This is a genomic window from Claveliimonas sp. (assembly GCF_037273965.1).
Taxonomy (GTDB): Bacteria; Bacillota; Clostridia; order Lachnospirales; family Lachnospiraceae; genus Claveliimonas; species Claveliimonas bilis.
In genome coordinates this window covers 1-20,523 of sequence record NZ_JAYAZJ010000024.1, presented here as the reverse complement: position 1 = coordinate 20,523, position 20,523 = coordinate 1, and the positions used below count along the sequence as shown (strand labels likewise).

Sequence of the window (20,523 nt, the reverse complement as noted above, 5' to 3'; positions counted from 1 at the left end):
AAATGGGGAAGCGCATTCCGTGTGGGAATGGGCGCTGAATCCATCAAAGAACTTCTGGAAGCGATCGACCTGGATAAGGAATATGAGGAACTTCAGGCAGGACTTGAAGGCGCTACCGGACAGAAACGTGCAAGGATCGTGAAACGTCTGGAAGTTGTGGAAGCATTCCGTGAATCCGGAAATAAGCCGGAGTGGATGATCATGACTGCAATTCCGGTTATTCCGCCGGATCTTCGTCCGATGGTACAGCTGGACGGCGGACGTTTTGCAACCAGCGACCTCAATGATCTCTACAGAAGAATCATCAACAGAAATAACCGTCTGAAACGCCTGCTTGAGCTGGGCGCACCGGACATTATCGTAAGAAACGAAAAGAGAATGCTGCAGGAGGCGGTAGACGCCCTCATTGACAATGGAAGAAGAGGCCGTCCGGTAACCGGACCTGGAAACCGCGCCCTGAAATCTCTTTCCGATATGCTGAAAGGAAAATCCGGACGTTTCCGTCAGAACCTTCTGGGAAAACGTGTAGACTATTCCGGACGTTCCGTTATCGTTGTAGGACCGGAACTGAAGATTTATCAGTGCGGTCTGCCCAAAGAAATGGCAATTGAGCTGTTCAAGCCTTTTGTTATGAAAGAGCTGGTTCAGAACGGAACAGCGCACAATATCAAAAATGCAAAGAAAATGGTAGAAAGGCTGCAGCCAGAGGTTTGGGATGTGCTGGAAGATGTCATCAAAGAGCACCCGGTTATGCTGAACCGTGCCCCTACCCTGCACAGGCTTGGTATCCAGGCGTTTGAGCCGATTCTTGTTGAAGGTAAAGCGATCAAGCTGCATCCGCTTGTATGTACTGCCTACAATGCTGACTTCGACGGAGACCAGATGGCTGTCCATCTTCCCCTTTCTGTGGAAGCGCAGGCAGAGTGCCGTTTCCTTCTGCTTTCACCAAACAACCTTCTGAAGCCTTCAGACGGTGGACCGGTGGCAGTTCCTTCACAGGATATGGTGCTTGGTATCTACTATCTGACACAGGAAAGACCGGGAGCACTGGGAGAAGGGAAGGTATTCAAGAGTGTAAATGAGGCGATCCTTGCCTATGAAAACGAGGCCATCACCCTTCATTCCAAGATCAAAGTCCGCGTGACAAAGACAATGCCGGACGGAACGGTGAAATCGGGAACAGTGGAATCTACCCTGGGAAGATTCCTCTTCAATGAGATCATTCCGCAGGATCTTGGGTTCGTAGATCGTGAGATCGAAGGAAACGAGCTGCTTCCGGAGATTGATTTCCATGTAGGAAAGAAACAGCTCAAACAGATCCTGGAGAAAGTAATTAATACCCATGGAGCAACCGCGACAGCGGAAGTTCTGGACAATGTAAAGGCGATCGGATACAAATATTCTACAAGAGCAGCTATGACTGTATCTATTTCCGATATGACAGTACCTCCGCAGAAGCCGCAGATGATCGAAGAGGCACAGGAAACGGTAGACAGGATTACCAAGAACTACAAACGTGGTCTGATCACGGAAGAAGAACGTTACAAAGAAGTTGTTGAGACATGGAAAGCAACAGACGATGCTCTGACAGAGGCGCTTCTTTCTGGTCTGGATAAATACAATAACATCTTTATGATGGCTGATTCAGGAGCCCGTGGTTCCGACAAGCAGATCAAACAGCTTGCAGGTATGCGTGGTCTGATGGCAGATACAACAGGACGTACCATCGAGCTGCCTATCAAGTCCAACTTCCGTGAAGGTCTTGACGTACTGGAATATTTCATGTCTGCTCACGGAGCGCGTAAAGGTCTGTCTGATACCGCTCTTCGTACAGCCGACTCAGGTTACCTGACAAGACGTCTGGTTGACGTTTCACAGGAACTGATCATTCATGAAGTAGACTGCCGTCCGGAAGGCGGAGAGATCCCGGGAATGTATGTAAAAGCATTCATGGACGGAAATGAAGAGATCGAAAGCCTGCAGGAGCGTATTACAGGACGCTACCTGTGCGAAAGCATTAAAGATAAAGACGGCAATGTGCTCGTAAAGGCAAACCATATGGTAACGCCGAAGAGAGCGGAGCTGATCATGAAAAAAGGTGTGGATGAGAACGGAGAACCTCTTAAGAAGATTAAGATCCGTACAATCCTTACATGTAAATCCCATATGGGCGTATGTGCAAAATGCTATGGCGCAAACATGGCTACAGGTGAACCGGTACAGGTTGGCGAAGCGGTGGGAATCATTGCCGCACAGTCTATCGGTGAACCGGGTACACAGCTTACCATGCGTACGTTCCATACCGGTGGTGTTGCCGGCGATGACATCACACAGGGTCTTCCCCGTGTCGAAGAGCTCTTTGAGGCCAGAAAGCCGAAGGGTCTTGCAATCATCACAGAGTTCGGCGGCAAGGCTGTCATCAACGATACAAAGAAAAAACGCGAGATCATCGTTACAAATGAAGAGACTGGCGAGTCCAAGGCTTATCTCATTCCTTACGGCTCCAGAATCAAGATTCAGGACGGAGCAGAGCTTGAAGCCGGCGATGAGCTGACAGAAGGTAGCGTAAATCCGCATGATATCCTGAAGATCAAAGGACTTCGCGCCGTACAGGATTACATGATCCAGGAAGTGCAGAGAGTATACCGTCTCCAGGGTGTTGAGATCAATGATAAGCACATCGAGGTCATTGTCCGCCAGATGCTGAAGAAAGTTCGTGTGGAAGAGAGCGGGGATTCCGATTTCCTTCCGGGAACGATGGTTGACGCACTGGAATTTGAAGATAAGAACATTGAGCTGGAAGCAGAAGGAAAAGAACCTGCAACAGGCGAACAGATCATGCTTGGTATCACAAAAGCATCTCTGGCAACGAATTCCTTCCTGTCCGCAGCATCCTTCCAGGAGACGACAAAGGTACTGACAGAAGCAGCTATCAAAGGAAAGATCGATCCGCTGGTAGGTCTGAAGGAAAATGTTATTATCGGTAAACACATTCCGGCAGGTACAGGAATGAGAAAATACCGCGATGTAAAACTGGATACAGAATTAGAAAAGGAAGAATTTCCGGAGGAGGACGACATTTTTGCAGAAGATGCGGAAATGACGGCAGAAACTTCAGAAGATCTGATTCTGGAATAAGAGACGAAATGAAAAGGACAGCGCTCATATGGGCGCTGTCCTTTTAAAAAGCATATTGTGCGTTGAAAAGACAGTAAGAAATAATAGAAAAAGCCTAACAGGAAAAAAGAAACAGTGTCCATATTCCGTGAAATATGGTAAAATAAACAGGATATAGAAGAAAGACAGGAGGAATTAGAAATGAACCGAGAACAGGCACATGAAATTTTACTGAAATATATGAAGGGGGAGAATTATATTACTCATTCGTATGCAGTAGAAGCCATCATGAGGGGACTGGCTAAAAGGCTGGCGCCGGATCAGGTAGAATACTGGGGAATCGCAGGCCTTCTGCATGACCTTGATGAAGAACAGTGTGACTGGCAGCATGATATGAGTGTTCACGGTCCTACATCTGTAGAAATTCTGAAAAAAGAAGGAATTGACGACCCGGTTCTTTTTGACGCGATCAAGGCTCACAATCCAAAATGCGGAATGAAAGCCAAGACAAATATCCAGTATGCTTTGCTGGCAGCGGATCCCATGAGCGGATTTGTCAAAGCTGTTGCCCAGATCTATCCGGATAAAAAAATTGCCAGTGTAAAGCATAAATCTGTTATGAAGCGTTTTAATGAGCTTCGTTTTGCAAAAGGGGCAAACCGGGATTATATGGAAATGATCGAATTTACAGGCCTTTCATTAGATGACCTGATCGATGTTGCGCTGGAAGAGATGGGGGCTATTGCAGATCAGATCGGTTTATAGAAGGAAATTCGCCATTTTTTTACAAAAATCCTGTTATTCATGCAGGAATATACAAAAATTAACACCTTTATGATATGATTATTAATTGATTATGGCAGAAAACTGGAGTATAATGATTGGGCAAAAACGGATATCTTAGAACGAAGCAGGAGAGGGCAGAAAATGGACAGGTTTATTGATATGCATTGCCATATACTTCCAGGTGTGGATGACGGTGCCCAGAGTATGGAAGATACCATACGCATGCTGCAGATCGCACATGATGAAGGGATACGCTATATCATTGCAACACCGCACCATCACCCGAAAAGAGGAAAGGAAGCGCCGGAGATACTGCGGGAGCAGATTAAAAAGGTCAGACTGGAAGCCCGGAAGATCGATGAGAAAATGAAGATTTTTCTGGGGACTGAAATTTACTTTGGGCAGGATGTTCCTGCAAAGCTGAAGGAACGGCAGATTTTGACAATGAACGGAAGCGGAACCGTGCTGGTGGAATTTTCTCCTATGGATACATTCGAATATATCCAGCAGGGGATCCAGCAGATACAAATGAAGGGGTTCACTGTAATTCTGGCGCATATTGAAAGATATAACTGTATCAGGGAAGATATCACTCTTGCAGATCATCTTGCTGACATGGGCGTGCTGATTCAGGTAAATGCAGGAAGCATTGCCGGAGACGGCGGGCGCAAAGTGAAGAAATTTGTCAAGGAACTCTTAGCAGATGAGATGGTGTTCTGTGTGGGAACAGATGCGCATAGTCCGAGGCATCGCGCGCCTCGTATGAAAAAAGCAGCAGAGTATGTACGGAAAAAATACGGAGAAGAATATATGAGGAGGATATTTTTCAGCAATGCGGCTGACATGCTGAAGAAAAAGAAGAAGAATGAGTCAAGATAAAACAACAAACCGCGATTTTGAAAATGAAGAAATAACCATTGATCTTACGGAATTGTTTCTGGCTTTGTGGAATAAGATCCATCTGATCATCCTTGCAGGGATCCTGATGGCGCTGGTTGCCTTTGTGGGGACCAAACTCTTTATGACACCGATGTATACTTCCACAACCAGCATGTATGTCCTTTCCAGAACAGAAGGAAATGCCAGCGTCACCTACAATGATCTGCAGACAAGTACCCAGCTGACGCAGGACTATATGGAACTGGTAAGCAGCCGGCCGGTGCTGGAGCAGGTGATCGCTGTCCTTAATCTGGATATGACCACAGAAGAGCTGAAAAATTCCATTACAACAGAAAATACAGCAGAGAGCCGTATTCTGACGATCGGCGTGGAAAATGAAGATCCCAAGATGGCAAAAGAGATTGCAGATGCATTAAGAGATTCTGTCAGCATTCAGATCACTGAGATCATGGAAGCGGACGCCGTAAATACAATAGAGGAAGCCAATCTTCCTACAGAACCTTCTTCACCAAGCGTAATGAAGAATATTGCTATTGGCGGACTTTTGGGCATTTTGATCGCAGCCGGAATTATCATACTGATCTTTGTCCTGGACGATACGATTAAAACACCAGACGATGTGGAATACTATCTGGGATTAAATACCCTGACTTCTATCCCGATCCAGGAGGGTGTGAAGAAATCCAAGAAAGTAAAGGGATTATCTTCCAGAAAACTGGAAAAACAAATGAGGAGATAAGGAGGGATAGACGATGCAGGAGATTACATTAAAAAATATAGCGAAAGATTACCGAAGCAACGAAGCTTACAAAACACTTCGGACCAATATAGAGTTTTCCGGTGCGGACAATAAGGTTATCGTTCTGACAAGCTGTACTCCCAATGAAGGAAAGAGTACCGTTTCCCTGGGACTGTCCATGTCACTGGCGGAAAGCGGCAAGAAAGTTCTCTTTATTGACGCTGACCTTAGAAAATCTGTTCTGGTAGGACGTCACAGAGTGACAGAAGAGGTAAAGGGCTTAAGCCATTTCCTGTCCGGACAGGCAGAGGTGGAAGAGGTAATGTACAAGACCCAGGAGCCGGGACTTGTTGTCATGTTTGCAGGAGTTGTTCCGCCCAATCCGGCAGAGCTCCTTGGACAAAAGCGATTCGAGGCACTGATCTCAAGCGCCAGAAAAGTATACGACTACATTATTATTGATGCGCCTCCTCTTGGAAGCGTCATTGACAGCGCCATCATTGCAAGAGTGTGTGATGCTTCTGTGCTGGTCATCTCGGCACATACGATCAGTTATAAATTTGCAAGGACAGTAAAGGAGCAGCTGGAAAAAGCAGGATGCCCGATCCTTGGAGTTGTGCTGAATAAAGTAAATATGAAGCAGAACAAATATTACGGAAAATACTATGGACAGTATTACGGAGATTACGGAAAGAAATAGAGGATAAAGAAATGAAGCAGCGTGTCATATGGATGATGATGGCGGCAGCCTGTGTGATTCTTGGTGCGGTATCTGTTTTTATCTATATCAGCAAGGATCATACACCGCCCGAGATCAGCATTGAAAAACAGGATATCACCTATACAGAGGGAGATTCTTATGAAGGTCTGATGGAAGGCGTGACCGCCACGGACAATATAGACGGAGATCTGACAGATCAGGTGTTTGTGGATCGTATTATTGTTACAGGAGAAGACACCGCTGTCGTTTATTACGGCGTTACAGACAAGGAACAAAATGTAGCGACAAAAGGAAGAAAAATTACATATCATTCCGGTGAAAGCAGCGCAGATGATGCTGCACAGGAAGCAGAGGAAGAAGAACAGCAGGCGGAGGAAGAAGCTAAAAAGGCAGAAGAGGAGGCGGCGCAGCAGGAAGCTGCCGCACAGGAGCAGGCAGAAGAGCAGCAGACAGAACTCACTCCGGATGGAGCGAATCCTGCAATTGCTCTGACAAGTGATTCTGCAACCATCACAGCAGGCACAACATTTGATCCTATGAGTGTTGTGCAGGGAATGGTAGATGATAAAGATAATGTTGATGTGTTATCCAGACAGGTAATGGTGGATGGAACATATGATACCTCTGTTCCGGGAAGCTATGCGTTAAGCTTCTCTGTGAAAGACAGTGACGGAAATGTTTCAGCGCCTGTAGCATTTACATTAGTTGTACAGTAAAGGAGAAAAGTAGTTATGGAAAAGCACAGCAGACATTCCCGGTCACAGGGAAGTCATCACAGACATTCACATTCTACGGAAAAGCGTCCGAAACATCTGGCAGGGAAACTTCTGGCGCTCCTGCAGCTGCTTTTGTCTGCAGCATTGATCGTAGTAGCGTGGAACAGCGGCATGGTCCCCATGAAATACATGATAGTGCTGATCGTAGTACTCCTCATATTGTTTGGGCTGACCTTCGGACTTCAGTATGTCAAAAATAAAATATTTATTTTAGGAATTGTCTTAAGTATTTTGATCAGTATTGGTCTGGCTTTTGGAGTGGTATATCTTTCTAAGGCAAATCAGCTTTTGAAAGATGTAGGAGGAGCCACATACAAGACGGATAATATGATCGTCGTAGTGAAAAAGGACGATCCGGCAGAAAATCTTCTGGATGCTCAGGATTACCGGTTTGGATTCCAGACTGCAGCTGACCAGGATAATAATGAGAAAATGAAGGAAGACATTCAGTCAGCAGTGGGAAGAGAACTGAAGGTTGTAGAGTTTGACACCGTTCAGGACGAGGCACAGGGACTTCTGGATGGAAAAATCGAAGCTGCTGTTTATAATGAGGCCTTTGCGGGAATTATTGAAGAAACCATAGAGGATTATGCGGATCAGGTGAGGGTTCTCTATCAATACGGCATTGATACACCGATCGAGCAGGAAGAGACAAATATCGAAGAGCCGTTCAACGTGTATATCAGCGGTATTGACGTATCCGGTCCGATTACGACCAACAGCCGAAGCGATGTGAATATCATTATGACAGTAAATCCCAACACAAAGAAGATTTTACTGACTACAACACCCCGTGATTATTATGTGACTATTCCAAATGTTTCCGGCGAACAGCGAGATAAATTGACCCATGCGGGAATTTACGGCGTAGATGTATCCATGGCAACACTGGAAAATGTCTATGGTATTGACCTTACTTATTATGCGAGAGTAAACTTTACTTCACTGATCACGATCGTAGATGCGCTGGGCGGCGTGGATGTCAATTCAGAATATGATTTTGAGGCCGGCGGATATCAGTTCCACAAAGGAATCAATACGCTGAACGGAGAGCAGGCGCTTGCATTCTCAAGAGAGCGTTACAGCTTCCAGGCCGGCGATAATCAGAGAGGAAAGAACCAGGAGGCGGTCCTTACCGGAATCCTGCAGAAAGCAATGTCACCTGCAGTCCTGACAAATGCAAATCAGATCATTGCAAGTGTCAGCGATAGCGTAGAGACGAATATGACGCAGCAGGATATGGCGAAATTTATTAATATGCAGCTTTCCGACGGAGCAAGCTGGACCATTGAATCCGTAGCGGCAACAGGAACCGGAGACACTCAGGCATGCTACTCATCAGGAAGCCAGCCATTATATGTAATGTGGCCGGATGAAGCAGTTGTTTCTTCTATTAAAGAAAAGATGAATCAGGTATTAAGCGGGCAATAAAGTACACCTAAAGAGTGTCAAAAAGAACCGTATAATGGCTGATTATGACGAACAAGTTGTTTTTTGGAAATATCTTGGTAGAATAGATTCCAGAGAAAAACAAAGGGGATGAGAAAAAATGCTGGCGACAGTAGATCCGACAATGGCGGTAATAGCGGCTGTAATAGCAGGAATAGCGGGAATTGCTTTATTTCTGAAAAGGAATATATTTGAAGCTGACTGAAAAGCCGGTTAAAAGAAGTGTCTCAGAAAAGAAAGGCGGCCATAAGTGACCAACATAATTTTTTGAGACTCTTTCTTCGCTCAAAGCATAAAATCAGAGGGAAAAGAAAATGGGAGAACAAAAGAAACGAAAACTGGATCATGTATGGGTGAAAAGGGCAATTGTGCTGGCCTTTATTGATGCGCTGTCTGTTTTGGCAGCCTATTTAGCAGCTTTGTTTCTGCGATTTGACTTTATTTTTTCGGCGATTCCCAGGGAATATCTTGACGGATATGTGTGGTCCATGCCCTACTGGGTCATTATAACAATTGTAGTATTTTACGGCTTTCGTCTGTATCACAGTATCTGGCGGTTTGCAGGAATGGCAGAATTTAAAGCCATGGTACAGGCCTATATGGTACTTCTTGTACTGTATATCGCCGGAATGCTGTTTATGAAGCTGCATATGCCGAAGTCCTACTATTTTATGGGATATATGATCAGTATCATGCTGACAGCAGGTTCCAGATTTGCCTACCGGCTGCTTCGCTCTTACTTTAACAGAGAACGTCAGAATGAAGGAGAGCCGGCAGACCGTGTAATGGTGATCGGGGGAGGTCAGGCAGGACAGACCCTGATCAAGGAAATGATGACCAGCAATCATCTGAATACCAAGGTGTGCTGTATTATCGATGATAACCCCAACAAAAAAGGAAGGGTTCTGGAAGGCGTACCCATTGTAGGAAACCGATATGATATTGTAGATAAAGTAAAAGAATACAAAATTACACGTATCATTTATGCGATTCCGGCAACGACCGGGGCAAACCGGAAAGCAATCCTGAATCTCTGCAAAGATACAGGATGTAAAATGCAGACCATTCCGGGTGTGTACCAGCTTCTGAATGAAGAAGTCAGTGTTACAAAACTGCGCGATGTGGAAATTACAGACCTTCTGGGACGTGCGCAGGTAAAGGTCAATAATGATGAAATCCTCCATGTCCTGAAGAACCAGGTAGTCATGGTAACAGGAGGAGGAGGATCCATTGGAAGCGAGCTTTGTCGTCAGATCGCGAAAGCAGAGCCAAGGACACTTATCATTTTCGATATTTACGAAAATAACGCTTATGATATCCAGCAGGAACTGAGGAGAAAATATCCGGAGCTTCACCTGGAGACTCTGATCGGATCTGTAAGAAATACAAGGCGCGTCAACTCCGTGATAGAGAAATACAGACCGGCAGTTATTTTCCATGCTGCAGCTCACAAACACGTGCCGCTGATGGAAGACAGCCCTAACGAGGCGATCAAGAATAATGTGGAAGGTACATATAAAGTAGCACAGGCAGCTGCCAAATACGGCGTGAAAAAGTTTGTACTGATCTCCACAGATAAAGCGGTAAATCCGACAAACATCATGGGGGCATCCAAGCGTCTCTGTGAAATGGTGGTACAGATGATGAACCGCCAGTCCGACACTGACTTTGTAGCCGTCCGTTTCGGAAATGTACTTGGCAGCAACGGAAGCGTGATCCCGCTGTTTAAGAAACAGATCGCCGAGGGCGGACCGGTAACTGTAACAGATAAACGGATTATCCGTTATTTTATGACGATTCCGGAAGCCGTGTCTTTAGTACTCCAGGCGGCGTATTATGCCCATGGAGGAGAGATTTTCGTTCTGGATATGGGTGAGCCGGTCAAGATTGACGACATGGCAAGAAACCTGATCCGCCTCTCCGGCTATGTTCCGGATGAGGATATCAAGATAGAATACACCGGACTTCGTCCGGGCGAGAAGCTCTATGAAGAGCTCCTTATGGATGAAGAAGGCATGACAGAAACAGAAAACGAACTGATTTTCATTGGAAAGCCTATAGAGATGGATGACGAGGATTTCAGAGAAAAACTGAAGCTTTTAGATGAGGCCAGCAGGATGGAATCCGATAAGATCAAAGAGATCGTTTCAGAGATCGTGCCGACTTACCAGTATAAGAAGAAGGAATTGACAAATTTCAGCAATTGATACATAATAATTTGAGATTATGACAAAACTTTAAAGTTCCAAATCGTCGCTTTGCCGCGTTTGGGACCGTGAAGGGTGATAAAGGTATGTTTTGCATTTTGGGCATGGCATAACCTTCCGCTTGATGTGCGGGCAGCAAAAGCTGCATCTGCACAAATGAACAATCAGGCAGAGGTTTATGCGATGGTCAAAATGGCGAAGCATACCTTTTTTTATTTCATAGGAAACTTCGTTCCCTTATGAAATAAAACGCTCCGCGGGGTGCGCACCCGCACAAAGCGGAAATTTGCCGCTAAGGCGGCCGCGTCCGGCGCGGGAGTTCCAATTGCGGAACTCTTTATTCTCCACAGGCAAAGCAGGAAGGAAAGCAATGTGGTATGTGATCCAGGTGAAAACCGGGAACGAAGAAGAAATCAGCACACAGTGCAGCCGGATCGTTGACCCGGCTGTCCTTGAAAAAAGTTTTATTCCCTACTGTGAGCAGATGAAGAAATATCATGGTGAGTGGCACAAAGAAAAGAAAGTGCTGTTTCCCGGCTATGTATTCCTTGTTAGCGGGGATAAAGACAGACTTTTCCTGGAACTTAAAAAAGTAACAGGACTTACAAAACTGCTCGGGACAGGGCAGGAGGTCGTTCCGCTGACTTTGCCGGAGATTGAATTTTTGCAGCAGTTCGGCAAAGAGGATCAGATCGTGGAGATGTCCAAGGGAATCATTGAAAATGACAGAGTTATCATCACAAGCGGCCCTCTCAAAGGCAACGAAGCTCTCATTAAAAAGATCGACCGTCACAAACGCCGGGCTTATCTGGAGATTGAAATGTTCGGACGGAAGGTAGAGACACAGGTGGGACTGGAGGTTGTAGAGAAGAGGGAATGAGAAGGATATGCGACTTTGGCATGGTGAAGGCTGTGCCGGAGGGCACGTCCTTTTTTTGTGGGGAATAAAAACGGCCTTTGTAGCAAGAGGCAGGAAATGTGAGGGAAATATGTTTAACAGAGAAAGCGGATTTAAGGCTTTTGAATCGAAAGTCTGGCTGAGCAGTCCAACCATGCACGGCCCGGAAATTGAATATGTGAAAGAAGCCTATGAGACAAACTGGATGTCTACAGTGGGACAAAATATCAATGAGGTGGAACGCATTGCCTGTGAAAAGACAGGGTGCCATTATGCAGTGGCACTTTCAGCGGGAACGGCAGCACTCCATATGGCAGTTAAGCTGGCAGGAGTTCAGCCTGGAGAAAAGGTATTTTGCTCAGATATGACTTTTGATGCCACGGTAAACCCTGTTGTCTATGAGGGCGGGATACCTGTATTTATTGATACCGAATATGATACCTGGAACATGGATCCCGTTGCTTTGGAACAGGCCTTTTGTCTGTATCCCGAAGTGAAAACAGTCGTTGTGGCTCATCTGTATGGAACGCCGGGAAAAATCGATGAGATCAAAGAAGTGTGCGACCGGCACGGGGCAATGGTGATCGTTGACTATGCTATTACCAATCTATTTTTTACAACGAGTTAAACTTCAGAATTCTCAAAAAAGCAAATATTCCAGTTTGATCTTGACACTGGTTTGAGCAGTGGTGAGATTAGCCTGGGTAATAGCTTTTTTGTGAGTCCTGTTATCATTAACGATGCTACAGAAGAGATATATGTATTTGTGGAGATTCATATGTCTGAATGTGTAGCTTCGTCTCTGCCAGAGTCGGAGAATTCACGCCTTTATACATTTGATGCCAATGAAGAGTGGATACTTGTTGAAAGCAACAATGAAACAGTTGTTTATGCTTATGGATGTGCAAGAAATGACCGCATTGCAATCGGGAGAGAGTACAAGCGCTCTGACAACTCAGATGACAATGAAATCAATCACGAATGCAGAATATGTAGCTATTGATGATATTAATATTATAATCACCGGCTATGTAATGGGGATAGAAGGTATTTCTACGATTCCAATAGATGCGTGGAATGAATGTAAAACGATAGGGAATATTCATTAGTTCCTAATCATCCCTTAACCTAAAAAAGCAACCGCCTCCGACCAATTAAACCAGCAAAATCACTAAAAACTACCCCAGCACTCCCGCCACCTTACCAATTTTTCTTTAAAAATAGTTGCTTTTAAGGGGGAGAGAGGTTTGGAAGGTTGGGAGAGTATGAATGAGGGTGAGAGGGAGAAAAGGGGAGAAGAAGATGGAGTGGAGCGGATGAAGAGAGAAGTGTGGAGATGAAGTGGTGTGGAAATAGTAAGGGAAACAGTAGAAGCGAGATAGACGAAGGATAGAAAAGGCAAGGGGAGAACAATGATGAAAAAAAGAGTAATACCGTTTAGTCCACCGGACATTTCAGAGTTGGAAATAGAAGAAGTTGCAGAAGCAATGAGAAGTGGCTGGATCACCACAGGCCCAAGGACGAAAGAACTGGAGAAGAGATTAGCAGAATACTGCCATACCTCTAAAGTGGTATGCCTGAGCTCTGCCACAGCAGCGGAGGAGCTGAACTTCCGTGTTTGTGGTATAGGTGAGGGGGATGAGGTTATAGTCCCTGCCTATACATATACCGCTAGTGCGTCTGCTGCCATCCACTGTGGGGCAAAAGTAGTTTTTGTGGACAGTCAAAAAGATTGTGTGGAGCTGGACTATGAAGCAGTGGGGGAGAAGATTACCATCAGAACAAAAGCCATTGTTGCTGTGGATCTTGCTGGAATCGTTTGTGATTATGACAAACTTTTTTCTGTCGTAGAGCAGAAGAGGGATTTGTTTAGACCTAAACAAGGAGATAGTTTGGGTGCACGCATCCAACAATCCTTCAACCGAGTGATAGTCTTCTCGGATGCAGCCCATGCTTTGGGAGCATCTAGAAACGGTAAGATGGCTGGTGAGATAGCTGACTTCACGGACTTCTCCTTCCACGCGGTCAAGAACTTTACTACAGCAGAAGGTGGGGCTTCTACGTGGAGAAGTATAGAGGGGATTAGTGATGAGGAGCTGTACCATCAGTACCAACTACTGTCGCTCCATGGACAGAGTAAGGACGCTTTGGCTAAGTCCCAAATTGGTGCGTGGGAATATGATATCATCGGCCCTTGGTATAAGTGCAATATGACTGACATCATGGCAGCTATAGGTTTACGGCAGTTGGATAGGTATCCTTCCTTGCTGGCAAGGAGAGCAGAGATTATTGCGAGATACGATGCGATGTGTGATGAGATGGGAGTTAAGCATCTCGTCCACAGTGGCGAGAACTTCCAAAGTTCTAACCATCTCTACCTCACTCGCATTCCGGGAGTGAATGATAAAGAAAGAAGAGAAATAATAGTGAAGTTGGCTGAAAGAGGAGTGAACTGCAATGTCCATTACAAGCCTCTTCCGATGATGACTGCATACAAGGAGCTTGGATGGGATATTAGTGACTTTCCTAATGCCTTTGATTACTACAGTAATCTAATAACTCTTCCTTTACACACTTTACTGAGTGATGTGGATGTGGAGTACGTGATTAAGAATTTTAGAGAGGTTGTTGGGGAGTATTTGAAGTAGAAGAAAAGAGAAGTGTGGAAATAAAAAAGAAAGAATTCATTTTCAGTACTTTATTTGGAGCATACATAGCTGATGTTCTGTGGATTACGCTGTTCTCAAGATTAGGAACAGAAAGAAGAAACTTCCTCTTACCATTCCAATTCTATATAGAGATTTGGAAGTTCTTACTGGAGAATATAGGAATATAGCCCGCTGCATACCACTTGGAGTTGCTCTGAAGAGGAATGGCGTGAAGGATGTGAAGAAAGCTGGTCTTCTTGCTTCTTTTCTTATTGAAGTCCTTCTAGTTCACATTCGCATTAGGAGCATTTGAATGTGATGACCTCATCCACAACACGTTTGGTGCGGTTGTTGGCGCATGGTGGTTGGGAAGATTGGTGGAGAGATAAGACTTGAGTTGAGTGGTGGGATGAGAAGAATAATCCTTCTTCCATGGTTTTGTGCTCTATGGTTCCTTTTGGATATGAGGAAGCGTGGTGCCAGAAGATGGTGAGATTAGCTGTATTATATGATCGAGAAGATGGGACGAAGAATCTACTGGCTCTTAAAGACAGGAATGGATACGGATGTGTATGCTAAATACCTTGATGACGGCAGTATCAGGATTGAGTGGGAATTCGATAAACAATCCTGGTGGAGAATGGGAGAATTAACTCTAAAGCCTAGTATGTACTCGTTTTCTGGTCTATCTGGTGTTGAGAAGAACACAGTGGGATTAGAACTGGAGACGAATAATCAACGGTTCACGCCGCATGTTGGCCCGGTTGATGAGGTGAGATTCACCTTAGAAGAAACCACAAAGTTAATGATTTATGTGAGTGTATATGACAGATGCGATTGTGATGTGATAGCCACTCCAGTGATTTATAAAGAGGGGGAATTTGATGATCTTGAGGAAATGGGAAGAACTTCCTAAATTCATGCGGACTGAAGAAGTCAGACCGTATTATGAGGTATTAAAGAAAAAGAGGTTGAGTCTCGTCCTCAAGAGGATGATGGATTTAGTTGGTGGGTTGATTCTTTTGGTCATCCTTGCCATCCCAATGGCAATTATCGCTGTGATGATTAAGCTAGACTCTGAAGGTCCAGTTTTTTATAGACAGGAACGTATCACTACTTACGGTAAACATTTTAAAATCCATAAATTCCGTACCATGGTCAGTAACGCTGACAAGATTGGTACAGCGGTGACTGTCGGTAATGATAGGCGTATCACAAAGGTTGGAACAAAATTGAGAAGTTGCAGATTAGATGAGCTTCCACAGGTGTTGGATCTCATCACCGGTAATATGAGTTTTGTGGGCACAAGGCCGGAAGCTGTGAAATATGTAGAGAAGTATAAACCGGAGTATTACGCTACTCTGCTTCTTTCCGCAGGTATTACAAGTGAAGCGAGTATTCGATACAAAGACGAAGCCGAACTACTGGAAGCTGCAGACGATGTGGACAAGGTCTACATGGAAGAAGTATTGCCGGGAAAGATGAAGTTTAATCTGGCGAGTATTAAAGACTTCTCCTTTTTTGGTGATATCGCCACCATGTTCAGAACTGTTTTTGCTGTATTGGGAAAAGATTACAGCGATGAGAAGACTAAGGTGTGAGTGAGGAAAAGAGTCATGGAAAAGAGAAAAGTGGTTGATGGGTTGGTTTCTATTATCATGCCATCTTGGAATACAGATAGATTTATAGCTGAAACAATTCAGTCAGTTATTGATCAGACATATCAGAACTGGGAACTTCTCATAGTGGATGATTGCTCTACTGATAATACAGATGAGGTTGTAGCATCTTTCAAGGATGACAGAATCAAGTATTTCCACAATGAAAAGAACATTGGTGCGGCATTAACCCGTAATAGAGCAATGCGAGAAGTTAAAGGCGAGTGGATTGCATTCCTAGATTCAGACGATTTGTGGATGCCGGAAAAGTTGGAAAAGCAGATTGCTTTTATGAAAGAGAATGGTTATACACTCTCCTACACAGAGTATGAAAAGATAGATGAGGAGTCAAGGCCCCTCAATATATATGTATCTGGTCCTGAGAAAGTCAATAAGCGTAAGATGTACAACTATGATTACATCGGACAGCTCACCATGATGTATAGCGCAAAAGAATTTGGACTTATCCAGATTAAAGATATAAAGAAGAATAATGACTATGCGATTAGACTTCAGCTTTATAAAAAACCGGGTACCTGCGCATATCTGCTAAAGGAAAGCCTGGCCAAGTACAGAGTAAGAAAAGTCAGCATTAGTCATGATAAGTTCAGAAGGAAATTTAAGAGCCATTATGATCTGTTCCATATGTGCGATGAAAAACCTGCGGTAGTTGCAGCCTGGTATACGTGTTGGAATATGTTCTATGGAGCTTTGAAGAAAAGAAATTATGAGAAGAGTATCTGATATTAGCGTGGAGCCTTTTCAAAAGAGAACGTGGGCCGAAATTCAATTATCTTCTGTAAAGCATAACTTTGAGGTAATTAGGCAACAAGTCAGCAACAATTCGAAGATATGTTGTGTAATCAAGGTAAATGCCTATGAGCATGGAGGTGTTCAACTTGCAAGAGTATATGAAAAGGTAGGAGCAGATTTTTTCGCCGTTTCTAATATTAAAGAAGCTATGCAGCTCAGATACGGCAATATTACTTTGACGATTTTAATCTTGGGCTATGCAGATCCGCGACATGCTTTGCTGCTTGCCGCTAACGATATTTCTCAATGTGTTTTTTCAGAAGAGTATGGAGAAAGTCTTGCTCACCAGGCAGTTAAAGATGGCTATAGTGCAAAATACATATCAAACTCGATACCGGGATGGAAAGAATAGGATTTCCTTGTAGAAAAGAGAATCAATTACCCGTAAGCGAGATTAGCAGAGTATTTAAATTACAAGGATTGATTCCAGAAGGTATCTTTACTCGCTTTGCCTCTGTGAATGAGAGCAATTTAGGAGAAGATTTCACGAAGCATCAGTTTAGGTGTTTCCTGAAGACAATTGAAGAACTGGGCTGCATTGGAGTGAACTTTCAGATTAGGCACTGCGCAATTGGCGCTGCAATATTTGAATGCCCTGAAATGCATTTAGATATGGTTAGAGCTGGTGTGGTGTTATATGGTTTGTAACATTCTTCCGAATTAAGAAATCGCGGTGATTTGGAACAGGTAATGACATTGCAAAGCATAATTACCCATATTAAAACAGTAGAAAAAGAAGATAGCATCAGTTATGGGTATGAATATTTTGCGGATGAACCGAGAAGAGTCGCAACAATTCCAATTGGATATGCAGATGGTAAATGCAAAGGAAAATCTCGTAATAGAGATTGATGGACAATTTGTTCCTGTTATTGGACGTATCTGTATAAACCAGTGCATGATTAATGTTACTAATTTAAATAACATTCAGGTAGGGACACAAGTCACAGTTTATGGTTTGACACCCAAGAATTTAATAGACAGCATTGCAATCAAAGAAACAACACAATAAACTACAAAATCGTCTGTGCGATCAGAGAAAGAGTACCACGAGTGTATAAGGAAGATGAAACAATAGTCGCTATTGAAGATAGGATGGTGTAGTTAGTATACAGGAGGATTGGAGAGTAAATGGAAAGAGATTCTTTTTTATATAAGGCGAGGAGACAGTGCCAGGTGATTGCACATAAAATTATGCCAGATAAGGTAATGTGCAAATTCTATTCCAGAATTCTTCTTAAGAAGAAGGTTGACTTGAAAAATCCACAGACATTTAATGAAAAGGTTCAATGGCTCAAGCTTCATGACTATCCAACAAATCAGCTGGTAATAGATGGAGCAGATAAGTATAAGGTAAGGGCATACGTTGAAGAAAAGGGGCTTGGAAATATCTTGGTTGCCTTGATTGGACATTGGGAAAAACTGGAAGATATTGAGTGGGACATGCTGCCGGAGAAGTTCGTTCTGAAATGTAATCATGGTTGTGCATATAACATCCTTTGCAATGATAAAAGCACTTTCGATAAAGAGGATGCAATCAAAAAAATGCGTAAGTGGATGAAGGAGGACTTTGGCGCTTTCAACATCGAGACACATTATTCTAAAATTAAGCCCCACATTACATGTGAAGAATTCTTAGGCGACTGCATCATTGATTATAAGTTTTTCTGCTTCAGTGGAGAACCGAAATATATTTATGTGTCATCTGATTTAGTCCATGATCGTCAGGCACAGATTGGTTTCTTCTATTTGGATGGAACGAAGATGCCTTTAATACGAGATGACTATACTCCGATGGATATAGAAGAACTGCCGCCTTTCTTTGACCAGATGAAGGAAGCTGCAAGAGTATTGTGTCAGGACTTCCCATTTGTGAGAGTAGATTTTTTTCTAGCAAATAACACCTATTATTTTGCGGAACTCACTTTCACGCCGAGCGGAGGAATGATGCCGTTTAATCCGGATAAATATGATTTGGAGTGGGGAAAATTGATTGATTTGAGTAGAGTGAGAAATAATGAAGAATAAGAAAATTGCTATTATTGGTCATTTTGGTGGAAATGAAAATATCCTGGATGGGCAAACGATAAAAACTAAAATTTTATACGATGAATTAAAGAACGCAACTGATTGGAATATACGCAAGGTTGATACATACTACAAAAGCAAAAAGCCGATTAAGCTGCTGATTGAATCAATTATTACACTCGTTTCTACCCGTGATGTAATTGTTTTACTTTCTGGAAATGGAATGAAGTTTTACTTTCCAATACTCAGCTTTTTTGCAATGGTTTTTAAGACTCGTATATATCATGATGTTATTGGAGGAAATCTTAATTCATACGTTAAGAAGTATCCCAAGTTTAAAGACTATTTGAATTCATATGAAGTTAACTGGGTAGAAACAGAAAGCTTAAAAAAATATATGATAGAGTGCGGAGTGACAAACTGCGAAGTTATACCGAATTTTAAGCGATTGAGTATTACTGATGTTGAGTGTGGTAGCTACAATGTACCATTTAAATTTTGCATTTTTTCCAGAGTAATGAAAGAAAAAGGTGTAGAAATTGCTATTAAAGCTATAGAAGAAATTAATGCATCTGCAGGAAAAATAGTCTGTAATCTTGATATCTATGGTCGAATTGATGATGGATATAAAGATGATTTTACAAAGTTAATGAAAAGTGTAACATCTGCAATTAAATATAAAGGAATGGTTCCGTACGATAAAAGTACTGAAACAATAAGAGGGTATTACTCATTACTATTTCCTACCTTTTGGAAAGGTGAGGGCTTTCCCGGAACTATTATTGACGCTTTTTCGGCAGGGATCCCAGTGATTGCAACGGATTGGAATTGTAATGGTGAGATTGTTGTTAATGGGGTAAATGGGGTATTATATCCAAATGACCATATTAATAATTTAAGAGAAGCAATAGAGTGGATGATAAGTAATCAGGAAGCTATGATACAGATGAAGAAGGAATGTAGAAAATCCGCACAAAAATTTCAACCAGATGAGTATATAAAGCAGATTGTTTCCCGTATTTTTCATGAGAGCAATTAGATTGAGGAGAGAATAATTATGGAGATTGTACTAAGCGTCATAATTCCAATGTTCAAAGGTAAGAAATATATAAAAAGTACTGTTGAACAAGTAAAAAAAATAAAAATAAATAAGGAAATAATTATAGTTAATGATGGATCTCCTGATGATAGTTATGATTATTGTTCAAAATTATATGATTTAGATGATGAGGTAATATTAATAAATAAAGAAAATGGAGGTATTGCGAGTGCTAGGAATGTAGGGTTAGAGAATACTCATGGTAGATATGTTTTATTTATAGATCAAGATGACTGTATTAATCCGATATCAGTTAAGAATTCAATTGATTATATGCTGAATAGCGATTTAGATATAATCTTCTGGTCAACTGAATTCCGTAATGTAAAAGGTGAAACAAGTATTTGCGATGAGGTATATCAAGAAGGAATCCTTACAAGAGAGCAGATTGTCGATGAAGTGATGACTAGTTTCATTATGTCACGTCGAAATAAATATATATCTTACCTTGGACACATATGGGGTGGCATTATTTCAAAAAGAATAATTGAAAATAATAATCTTTCATTTCGTTTTTTTATAGACTATGAAGATGATTATTTATTCGTATTTGATTGCTTGCTTGTTGCACATAAAATCGGATTTATTAAAAATACAGGTTATTATTGGACTGTAAATGAAAAATCATATTCTCATTGTAAACGACTGAACTGCAATTATATAGATAAGTCTGAAAGAATGTAT

The 20,523-nt window shown here is 42.8% G+C and carries 19 protein-coding genes and 2 pseudogenes; all 21 read left to right on the top strand.

What is annotated here, in order from left to right:
• Window positions 1-3,138 (top strand): DNA-directed RNA polymerase subunit beta' (gene rpoC, locus WJ238_RS00780; protein ID WP_337605889.1); only part of this gene is annotated, 3,138 nt, incomplete at its 5' end.
• 180 nt (window positions 3,139-3,318) lie between these two features.
• Window positions 3,319-3,882 carry an HD domain-containing protein gene (locus WJ238_RS00775; RefSeq protein ID WP_230107238.1) on the top strand — a complete coding sequence of 188 codons (564 nt, stop codon included), beginning with the start codon at window positions 3,319-3,321 and terminating at the stop codon, window positions 3,880-3,882.
• Between the two features lie 162 nt (window positions 3,883-4,044).
• Window positions 4,045-4,782, top strand: a complete 738-nt coding sequence (locus WJ238_RS00770) for a CpsB/CapC family capsule biosynthesis tyrosine phosphatase (protein WP_316268028.1) — start codon at window positions 4,045-4,047, stop codon at window positions 4,780-4,782.
• Window positions 4,769-5,542 (top strand): YveK family protein, encoded by a 774-nt coding sequence (locus WJ238_RS00765; RefSeq protein ID WP_316266125.1) that lies wholly within the window; start codon window positions 4,769-4,771, stop codon window positions 5,540-5,542. Before WJ238_RS00770 ends, WJ238_RS00765 begins: the two co-directional genes overlap by 14 nt.
• A 13-nt stretch (window positions 5,543-5,555) precedes the next feature.
• Entirely contained in the window at window positions 5,556-6,242 is a 687-nt protein-coding gene (locus tag WJ238_RS00760) for a polysaccharide biosynthesis tyrosine autokinase (RefSeq protein WP_316266126.1), read from the top strand.
• 11 nt (window positions 6,243-6,253) lie between these two features.
• Window positions 6,254-6,979, top strand: a complete 726-nt coding sequence (locus WJ238_RS00755; RefSeq protein ID WP_316271313.1) for an immunoglobulin-like domain-containing protein — start codon at window positions 6,254-6,256, stop codon at window positions 6,977-6,979.
• Between the two features lie 15 nt (window positions 6,980-6,994).
• Window positions 6,995-8,470 (top strand): LCP family protein, encoded by a 1,476-nt coding sequence (locus WJ238_RS00750; protein WP_337605888.1) that lies wholly within the window; start codon window positions 6,995-6,997, stop codon window positions 8,468-8,470.
• A gap of 332 nt (window positions 8,471-8,802) precedes the next feature.
• Entirely contained in the window at window positions 8,803-10,695 is a 1,893-nt protein-coding gene (locus WJ238_RS00745; protein ID WP_337605887.1) for a polysaccharide biosynthesis protein, read from the top strand.
• A gap of 370 nt (window positions 10,696-11,065) precedes the next feature.
• Window positions 11,066-11,575 (top strand): antiterminator LoaP, encoded by a 510-nt coding sequence (loaP, locus tag WJ238_RS00740; RefSeq protein ID WP_337605886.1) that lies wholly within the window; start codon window positions 11,066-11,068, stop codon window positions 11,573-11,575.
• Between the two features lie 109 nt (window positions 11,576-11,684).
• A pseudogene (locus WJ238_RS00735) lies at window positions 11,685-12,191 on the top strand (aminotransferase class I/II-fold pyridoxal phosphate-dependent enzyme); the annotation flags it as partial.
• 313 nt (window positions 12,192-12,504) lie between these two features.
• Window positions 12,505-12,702: a hypothetical protein gene (locus WJ238_RS00730; RefSeq protein ID WP_337605885.1), complete on the top strand. Its 198-nt coding sequence runs from the start codon at window positions 12,505-12,507 to the stop codon at window positions 12,700-12,702.
• Window positions 12,703-13,008: 306 nt separating this feature from the next.
• Complete coding sequence (locus tag WJ238_RS00725; protein ID WP_337605890.1) at window positions 13,009-14,241, top strand: DegT/DnrJ/EryC1/StrS family aminotransferase; 1,233 nt, start codon at window positions 13,009-13,011, stop codon at window positions 14,239-14,241.
• Between the two features lie 508 nt (window positions 14,242-14,749).
• Complete coding sequence (locus WJ238_RS00720) at window positions 14,750-15,157, top strand: hypothetical protein (protein WP_337605884.1); 408 nt, start codon at window positions 14,750-14,752, stop codon at window positions 15,155-15,157.
• Window positions 15,126-15,842 (top strand): sugar transferase, encoded by a 717-nt coding sequence (locus WJ238_RS00715; protein ID WP_337605883.1) that lies wholly within the window; start codon window positions 15,126-15,128, stop codon window positions 15,840-15,842. The genes WJ238_RS00720 and WJ238_RS00715 overlap by 32 nt, the downstream gene beginning before the upstream one ends.
• 15 nt (window positions 15,843-15,857) lie before the next feature.
• Window positions 15,858-16,643 carry a glycosyltransferase family 2 protein gene (locus WJ238_RS00710; RefSeq protein ID WP_337605882.1) on the top strand — a complete coding sequence of 262 codons (786 nt, stop codon included), beginning with the start codon at window positions 15,858-15,860 and terminating at the stop codon, window positions 16,641-16,643.
• A pseudogene (gene alr, locus WJ238_RS00705) lies at window positions 16,627-17,360 on the top strand (alanine racemase). The gene WJ238_RS00710 and the pseudogene alr overlap by 17 nt, the downstream one beginning before the upstream one ends.
• A gap of 42 nt (window positions 17,361-17,402) precedes the next feature.
• On the top strand, window positions 17,403-17,564 hold the full coding sequence (locus WJ238_RS11925) for an alanine racemase C-terminal domain-containing protein (RefSeq protein ID WP_524536976.1): 162 nt from the start codon (window positions 17,403-17,405) through the stop codon (window positions 17,562-17,564).
• Window positions 17,521-17,724, top strand: a complete 204-nt coding sequence (locus tag WJ238_RS00700; RefSeq protein WP_524536975.1) for an alanine racemase C-terminal domain-containing protein — start codon at window positions 17,521-17,523, stop codon at window positions 17,722-17,724. The genes WJ238_RS11925 and WJ238_RS00700 overlap by 44 nt, the downstream gene beginning before the upstream one ends.
• 119 nt (window positions 17,725-17,843) lie before the next feature.
• A complete protein-coding gene (locus tag WJ238_RS00695; protein ID WP_337605880.1) occupies window positions 17,844-18,740 on the top strand; it encodes an ATP-grasp fold amidoligase family protein in 897 nt (298 codons plus the stop codon).
• Window positions 18,730-19,779, top strand: coding sequence for a glycosyltransferase family 4 protein (locus WJ238_RS00690; RefSeq protein ID WP_337605879.1), 1,050 nt, complete (start codon window positions 18,730-18,732; stop codon window positions 19,777-19,779). The genes WJ238_RS00695 and WJ238_RS00690 overlap by 11 nt, the downstream gene beginning before the upstream one ends.
• 18 nt (window positions 19,780-19,797) lie before the next feature.
• Window positions 19,798-20,523, top strand: a 726-nt coding sequence (locus WJ238_RS00685) for a glycosyltransferase family 2 protein (RefSeq protein WP_337605878.1), incomplete at its 3' end; no start/stop codon positions are given.

Bases quoted from the DNA above. Each gene is read 5' to 3' on its own strand.
- WJ238_RS00775 (WP_230107238.1), top strand. From the start codon at position 3,319: ATGAACCGAGAACAGGCACATGAAATTTTACTGAAATATATGAAGGGG.
- WJ238_RS00770 (WP_316268028.1), top strand. From the start codon at position 4,045: ATGGACAGGTTTATTGATATGCATTGCCATATACTTCCAGGTGTGGAT.
- WJ238_RS00765 (WP_316266125.1), top strand. From the start codon at position 4,769: ATGAGTCAAGATAAAACAACAAACCGCGATTTTGAAAATGAAGAAATA.
- WJ238_RS00760 (WP_316266126.1), top strand. From the start codon at position 5,556: ATGCAGGAGATTACATTAAAAAATATAGCGAAAGATTACCGAAGCAAC.
- WJ238_RS00755 (WP_316271313.1), top strand. From the start codon at position 6,254: ATGAAGCAGCGTGTCATATGGATGATGATGGCGGCAGCCTGTGTGATT.
- WJ238_RS00750 (WP_337605888.1), top strand. From the start codon at position 6,995: ATGGAAAAGCACAGCAGACATTCCCGGTCACAGGGAAGTCATCACAGA.
- WJ238_RS00745 (WP_337605887.1), top strand. From the start codon at position 8,803: ATGGGAGAACAAAAGAAACGAAAACTGGATCATGTATGGGTGAAAAGG.
- loaP (WP_337605886.1), top strand. From the start codon at position 11,066: ATGTGGTATGTGATCCAGGTGAAAACCGGGAACGAAGAAGAAATCAGC.
- WJ238_RS00730 (WP_337605885.1), top strand. From the start codon at position 12,505: ATGACCGCATTGCAATCGGGAGAGAGTACAAGCGCTCTGACAACTCAG.
- WJ238_RS00725 (WP_337605890.1), top strand. From the start codon at position 13,009: ATGAAAAAAAGAGTAATACCGTTTAGTCCACCGGACATTTCAGAGTTG.
- WJ238_RS00720 (WP_337605884.1), top strand. From the start codon at position 14,750: ATGATCGAGAAGATGGGACGAAGAATCTACTGGCTCTTAAAGACAGGA.
- WJ238_RS00715 (WP_337605883.1), top strand. From the start codon at position 15,126: ATGATCTTGAGGAAATGGGAAGAACTTCCTAAATTCATGCGGACTGAA.
- WJ238_RS00710 (WP_337605882.1), top strand. From the start codon at position 15,858: ATGGAAAAGAGAAAAGTGGTTGATGGGTTGGTTTCTATTATCATGCCA.
- WJ238_RS11925 (WP_524536976.1), top strand. From the start codon at position 17,403: ATGACATTGCAAAGCATAATTACCCATATTAAAACAGTAGAAAAAGAA.
- WJ238_RS00700 (WP_524536975.1), top strand. From the start codon at position 17,521: ATGCAGATGGTAAATGCAAAGGAAAATCTCGTAATAGAGATTGATGGA.
- WJ238_RS00695 (WP_337605880.1), top strand. From the start codon at position 17,844: ATGGAAAGAGATTCTTTTTTATATAAGGCGAGGAGACAGTGCCAGGTG.
- WJ238_RS00690 (WP_337605879.1), top strand. From the start codon at position 18,730: ATGAAGAATAAGAAAATTGCTATTATTGGTCATTTTGGTGGAAATGAA.